The 4,017-nt window shown below is 69.8% G+C and carries 6 protein-coding genes; 4 read left to right on the top strand and 2 right to left on the bottom strand.

Annotated elements, in window-relative coordinates; all coding sequences use genetic code 11:
• From ACFV5N_RS25490 to ACFV5N_RS25475, 4 genes are all read left to right on the top strand, one after another.
• On the top strand, positions 1 to 615 hold a 615-nt coding region (locus ACFV5N_RS25490), incomplete at its 5' end, for a FoF1 ATP synthase subunit gamma (protein ID WP_385604193.1).
• Between the two features lie 2 nt (positions 616 to 617).
• Entirely contained in the window at positions 618 to 2,072 is a 1,455-nt protein-coding gene (atpD, locus tag ACFV5N_RS25485) for a F0F1 ATP synthase subunit beta (protein ID WP_385604190.1), read from the top strand.
• 96 nt (positions 2,073 to 2,168) lie between these two features.
• Positions 2,169 to 2,552, top strand: coding sequence for a F0F1 ATP synthase subunit epsilon (locus tag ACFV5N_RS25480; RefSeq protein WP_019435886.1), 384 nt, complete (start codon positions 2,169 to 2,171; stop codon positions 2,550 to 2,552).
• Positions 2,553 to 2,594: 42 nt separating this feature from the next.
• Positions 2,595 to 3,041, top strand: coding sequence for a DUF2550 domain-containing protein (locus ACFV5N_RS25475; protein ID WP_019435887.1), 447 nt, complete (start codon positions 2,595 to 2,597; stop codon positions 3,039 to 3,041).
• A gap of 141 nt (positions 3,042 to 3,182) precedes the next feature.
• On the opposite strand, the gene ACFV5N_RS25470 is transcribed toward ACFV5N_RS25475, so the two are convergent.
• On the bottom strand, positions 3,183 to 3,401 hold the full coding sequence (locus ACFV5N_RS25470; RefSeq protein ID WP_385604187.1) for a DUF4765 family protein: 219 nt from the start codon (positions 3,399 to 3,401) through the stop codon (positions 3,183 to 3,185).
• 33 nt (positions 3,402 to 3,434) lie between these two features.
• The gene (locus ACFV5N_RS25465) at positions 3,435 to 3,692 is read right to left on the bottom strand and encodes a hypothetical protein (protein WP_385604185.1); all 258 of its coding nucleotides are present in this window, start codon (positions 3,690 to 3,692) and stop codon (positions 3,435 to 3,437) included.
• Positions 3,693 to 4,017: the final 325 nt, after the last annotated feature.

The raw sequence follows: 4,017 nt of genomic DNA, 5'->3' as shown, positions 1-4,017 counted from the left end.
GAGCTGGTGAGCGAAGGCAAGGAGGTCGACACGTACATCGTCGGCCGCAAGGGTGTGGCGTACTACGGGTTCCGGGAGCGGGCGATCACCGACTCCTGGACCGGCTTCACGGACAACCCGACCTACGCCGACGCCAAGATGGTCGCCGCACCGCTCATCGAGGCCATAGAGCGTGACACCGACAAGGGCGGGGTGGACGAGCTGCACATCGTCTTCACCGAGTTCGTGTCGATGATGACGCAGACCCCGGTGGAGCGGCGGCTGCTGCCGCTGACCTTCGAGAAGTCGGCGGAGGAGTCCGCGAAGGTCTTCGCCAAGGGCGCGCAGGCGCACGCCCTGTACGACTTCGAGCCCTCGGCGGAGAAGGTCCTCGACGCTCTGCTGCCCCGGTATGTCGAGAGCCGTATCTACAACGCCCTCCTCCAGGCCGCCGCGTCCAAGCACGCGGCGACCCGGCGGGCGATGAAGTCGGCGACCGACAACGCGGAGGAGCTGATCAAGTCGCTGTCGCGGCTTGCCAACGCGGCCCGTCAGGCCGAAATCACCCAGGAAATCACCGAGATCGTCGGTGGCGCGAGCGCCTTGGCCGACGCGACCGCGGGAAGTGACCGATAATCATGACTACTGCTGCTGAGGCGGCCACCGAGACGGCCGCAGCCACGGGTCGGGTCGCACGGGTCATCGGCCCGGTCGTCGACGTGGAGTTCCCCGTCGACGCGATCCCCGACATCTACAACGCGCTCACCGTCGAGGTCGACGACCCCGCGGTGAAGGGGACCACCACCACGCTGACGCTGGAGGTCGCCCAGCACCTCGGTGAGGGCATGGTGCGCACCATCGCCCTGGGTCCTGCCGACGGTCTGGTCCGCCAGTCCCCGGTGACCGACACCGGCAAGGGCATCACGGTGCCCGTGGGCGACGTCACCAAGGGCCGGGTGTTCAACACCCTGGGCCACATTCTGAACGAGCCCGAGGCCGAGTCGGAGATCACCGACCGCTGGGAGATCCACCGCAAGGCCCCGGCCTTCGACCAGCTGGAGTCGAAGACCGAGATGTTCGAGACGGGTCTGAAGGTCATCGACCTGCTGACCCCGTACGTCAAGGGCGGCAAGATCGGTCTGTTCGGTGGTGCCGGTGTCGGCAAGACCGTGCTGATCCAGGAAATGATCATGCGTGTGGCGAAGCTGCACGAGGGTGTTTCCGTCTTCGCCGGTGTCGGTGAGCGTACCCGTGAGGGCAACGACCTCATCGAGGAAATGGCCGACTCGGGCGTGCTGCCGCAGACCGCGCTGGTCTTCGGCCAGATGGACGAGCCGCCGGGGACCCGGCTGCGGGTCGCGCTGGCGGGGCTGACCATGGCGGAGTACTTCCGCGATGTGCAGAAGCAGGACGTGCTGTTCTTCATCGACAACATCTTCCGCTTCACCCAGGCCGGCTCCGAGGTGTCCACCCTGCTGGGCCGGATGCCCTCCGCGGTGGGTTACCAGCCGAACCTGGCGGACGAGATGGGTGTGCTCCAGGAGCGCATCACCTCGACCCGTGGTCACTCCATCACCTCGATGCAGGCGATCTACGTGCCCGCCGACGACCTCACCGACCCGGCGCCGGCCACCACCTTCGCCCACCTGGACGCCACCACGGTGCTGTCCCGTCCGATCTCCGAGAAGGGCATCTACCCGGCGGTGGACCCGCTGGACTCGACGTCCCGGATTCTGGACCCGCGTTACATCTCGCAGGACCACTACGACACCGCCATGCGGGTCAAGGGGATCCTCCAGAAGTACAAGGACCTCCAGGACATCATCGCCATTCTCGGTATGGACGAGCTGGGCGAGGAGGACAAGCTCACCGTCAGCCGTGCGCGGCGGATCGAGCGCTTCCTGTCGCAGAACACCCACGCGGCGAAGCAGTTCACCGGCCTGGACGGTTCGGACGTGTCGCTGGACGAGTCGATCGCCGCGTTCAACGGCATCGCCGACGGTGACTACGACCACTTCCCCGAGCAGGCGTTCTTCATGTGCGGTGGGCTGGACGACCTGAAGGCGAAGGCCAAGGAGCTGGGCGTCTCCTGACCGGCACGCCCGTGGTGCGCGCGGAGGCGGGGGGTGCCCCCGCCTCCGGTGCACCGGCCATCTATTCTTCACATATCCAGGGGATGAGGAGCCATCGTGGCTGAGCTGCACGTCGAGTTGGTCGCCGCGGACCGCAAGGTCTGGTCGGGTGAGGCCAGCATGGTCGTCGCGCGCACCACTGCCGGTGACATCGGCATCCTGCCCGGGCACCAGCCGGTGCTCAGCGTGCTGCAGTCGGGGCCGGTGACCATCCGGACCACCGGTGCGAGCGGTGAGGGCACCGTCATCGCGGCGGTGCACGGCGGATTCCTGTCGTACACCGACGGTAAGCTGTCGCTGCTGGCGGAGATCGCCGAGCTGGCCGACGAGATCGACGTCGAGCGTGCGGAGCGTTCCCTGGAGCAGGCCAAGGCGGACGCGGACGCCGCCGCCGAACGGCGCGCGGACGTCCGGCTGCGTGCCGTGGCGGCGGGGCGCTGATTCGCACGACGGACACACAACGGGGCGAGGAGGTCGGTTGAGATGGTCCTCGCGTTGGTTGTGGTCGGCGCCGTGCTGGCGCTGGTCGTGCTGGGGCTGCTCGGGTTCGGCGTACGCAGGCGGCTGATCCAGCGGCTGGGCGGTACGTTCGACTGTTCGGCGCGCTTCCGGGCGCCGACCGCGGGGCAGTCCCTGGGCAAGGGCTGGATCTATGGGGTCGCACGCTACAACGGAGACCGGGTGGAGTGGTTCCGGGTCTTCTCGTACGCGGTGCGGCCCCGTCGTGCGCTCGAACGCGACCGCATCCAGGTCCGCGAGCGGCGGCAGCCGCAGGGCGAGGAGGAACTGGCGCTGCTCTCCGGTGCCGTGGTGCTCTCCTGCCGGCACGACGGGGACGACGTGGAGCTGGCGATGAGCGAGGACGCGCTGACCGGCTTCCTCGCCTGGCTGGAGGCGGCACCGCCCGGCCAGCGGGTGAACGTGGCGTAGACCGGTGACGCGGGCCCGGGACGGCGATGGGCCGTCCCGGGCCCGGGTGCGTCAGGAGGCGTTCGACCGGTGGGCCGTGGCCTGGCCCCGCGTCCGGTCGACCACCGCGAGCACGTCGACCGGGGCGGAGGGGAGGGCGGCCTAGCCGTTTTCCCACGCGCTGCACTTGGTCAGGTACTTCGCCTTGATGGTGACGATGACCAGCACGCTGTTCCGGCTGTACCGCGCGCCGTAGTCCTGGCGGGTGGTGAACTCGGGCAGGCAGCGCCCGCTCTGGGCCTGTTCCTGGGCCTGTTCCTGGGTGGGGGCCGGGGACTTCTTGTCCCGCGCGGCGCCGCCGGCGCTGCGGTGGGCTTCCATCGCCCGGGCCGCTTTGGCGGGGAACTCGCCCCGTCACAGGGTCACCTTGTCGCTCGATCCCTGCGCCACCTTGCTCGCGACCGTGGGCTCGGAGGTGGGGCGCGGCAGCGCGTCCAGGTACCGGGTGTCGAAGTCGTCTTCCTGCGAGCGGTGGTTGTCGTCGTCCGAGGGCAGTGCGGTGGGGCCGGTCCGGTAGTGGCTGACGCGCTGGACCGGGGTGCCGTGGCCGTGGGCGTGGTCGTGCCCGCAGGCGGTGGTGGCCCGCTGGACCTCGGGGACCGGGGCGGTCATGACCCGGTGGGCGTTGGCCTCGGCTTCCCGTCCGAAACGGTCGGAGGGGCGCCTCGGCCGGTGCCTCCTCGGCGAACCCCGCGTCCCGGTCGTCGTACCGGGCCCGTTCCTGACGCATCCTGCGCTGGACGGCGGCGTTGCCCGCGGCGCTCCGGAGGGCCGGCAGACCGCGCACGGCGGGGCTGGGGGCCGCCGTGCGCCGGAGCACGTTCCGCGGTGCGGGCTGCTCGTCCTGCCGTGTGCCGGTGTCCCACCCACGGGTGGCCCGGGGAGAGAGCGAGCCCGCGCCGCTGGTCGTCCCAGCGAACCAAAGGAGATCCGGCCG

The sequence above is a fragment of the Streptomyces sp. NPDC059853 genome, assembly GCF_042731495.1.
GTDB lineage: Bacteria > Actinomycetota > Actinomycetes > Streptomycetales > Streptomycetaceae > Streptomyces.
The sequence above is the reverse complement of the archived record's forward strand: the minus strand, read 5'-3'. Positions and strand labels throughout refer to the sequence as shown.